1 protein-coding gene and 1 pseudogene are annotated in these 2,068 nt (G+C 62.1%); one reads left to right on the top strand and one right to left on the bottom strand.

Annotated features, from left to right (window positions below; all coding sequences use genetic code 11):
* Positions 1-1,525: LuxR C-terminal-related transcriptional regulator (locus RR842_RS14305; protein WP_332730249.1), on the bottom strand; the 1,525-nt coding region annotated here is incomplete at its 3' end.
* Positions 1,526-1,720: 195 nt separating this feature from the next.
* On the opposite strand from RR842_RS14305, the pseudogene RR842_RS14300 reads away from it, so the two are divergent.
* Positions 1,721-2,068, top strand: a pseudogene (locus RR842_RS14300) (dimethyl sulfoxide reductase subunit A); the annotation flags it as partial.

Below are 2,068 nucleotides of genomic sequence, written 5' to 3'. Positions count from 1 at the left end.
CGGTATTCTCCGAGATAACCAGGCGCTCAGCAATAGAGGCCATGCTGTTTCCGCGGGCGATAAGTTCCATGACTTCGGTTTCGCGCAGGGACAACCCGTAGGCTTCTTGCAGGTCAAGGCACTGCTTCGACACGCGGTCGCGGATGATGCCCGCATCATCTGAAGCAGAGGGACGGTTGCGGCGCTTTTTAGGTACCTTCTCGCCGGAGGCTTGGAGCTCGGGGCCGGACGACCCGCCCGTCGTTGCGCCTAGCGCTGCCAGCGCACCCCTTCGCTTCACACGCACCTCTCCGACCGGTTTCCCCGCGAGCGGCAGGAACTCGATAGGATCGGCAGTAGCTGCACCTTTCGACGTCAGCGGTCTGAACAGCGTGCCGGTCGTGGCCAGCAGCGTCATGCCGAGCACATAGCTTGAAGCCATTGCTACCACGAACAGCCACTCGGAATTGCCCAGGGACACGAAATCGCTCAACCACCCCAGCAGGAAGCCCGCGCTCTGCATGATGTACGCAACGCCGCCAAAGAACCCGTACACGAACACCGGGTTGATGCCGCGATCGCGCGAAATCTGGGCGCACTGCATCATCATGAGCATCTGCACCAGCGAGAACACCAGATAGGTGAACGCCGCGAACAGGTTCAGGTACCCCGGCCCCAGATAGGGCAGCAGCAGGAACCCCGTAATGACGAGCGGGTACACTACGCGGAACACCGATGTCAACCCGAAGCGAAAGCTCATGCGCTGCCAGAGCACCAGCAGCACCACCGCCGCGGCAAGCGCGCCGAGCATGGAGGCGCCGTTCACCACCTGGCTGATCTCTTGGTGCAGCAGCGCCACCCCGCGGATAACGCCAGCCGCAAAAGCGAGTGCTCCCACGGCGAGGGCGCTGCGCCAGTAGTCCGCCACCGCGCGGCGATACACGCGCGGATGATGGCGCGGCACATCCTCGAACATAGGCTGGTCGAGCTGCATTTCGCGCACCGAGAGCGCCACGCAGAGGCCGCACAGCGGCACGAACACCAGCGGAATCAGAAACGCCGTAAGCGCGATAGGGACCAAATAGAGTGCGAAGTAGATGAGCGGGGCCACCGCTGTGCCCACCATAAGCCTCACATTTCCCCGAGCCGAAGGGAGCGAAGAGAAGTAGCGCTGCCACAGCATGAACATGCCTGCGCAGCCGATACCCAAGAGCACGCCGCCTGCCGCCACAAGCACCAGCGCTGCAAGCGGCACGTACATGGCGCCGATAAGGCAGGCCGACCCGGCGAACACCAGCACCGCGCTCAAGCTGACCAGCATGCGCCGCGCCCCACTCGGGAAGAAGTACGATCCCAGCATGCTGGCCACGAATGCGCCACCAAACGAAAGCGCCTGCGCCAAAAAGAACGTCAAAGTGACTTCCGCCGTCTGGAACTCAAGGGGCAAAAAGGGGAAGACGCCTCCCCAGATGGATGTGGCGTTCACCGTCAGGAAGCATGCATATCCCCAACTGGAAACCTGCGCATATGCCTGCGTCTGCTCCACGATCCCCCCTTCGCCCCCCGCTGCACTTCCTCCCCTATAGGGTACCATAGCATGGCAGCCAAGTTCATCACCTAGAGGTAGCCACCTGGGGAGACGATATTCCGTACTCCTTAAATCACATGCACGGTGTGATGGCCGGAGCCGAAATATTGAGTACGGTAGAGACGTAGAGCTACCAAGGAGAAGGAGGGAACCATGGCATTGAACGAAACAACGACACTGTCGCGCCGCACGTTCGTCGCAAGCTCGCTTGCGGGCCTCGCGCTCACCGGTGTCGCCGGAGGCGCTCTTTATGGCTGCACGCCGAAAAGCGAAGGAGGGGCGGCTAAGGACTCGCAGAGCGATGCGCCGGCCGATCAGATATCCTGGAGCCAGTGCAACGTGAACTGCGGCGGCAACTGCGTCTTCCAATGGCACTCGCGCGACGGCAAAGTCGTCTACATGGAATCGGACAACACCGGCGACGAGGACCTGCAAGCCCGCGCGTGCCTACGCGGCCGCTCCATGCGCCGCTGGCTCAACAGCCCCGATCGCCTCATGTAT

Source organism: Gordonibacter sp. (genome assembly GCF_036667095.1).
Classification (GTDB): domain Bacteria; phylum Actinomycetota; class Coriobacteriia; order Coriobacteriales; family Eggerthellaceae; genus Gordonibacter.
The sequence above is the reverse complement of the archived record's forward strand: the minus strand, read 5'-3'. Positions and strand labels throughout refer to the sequence as shown.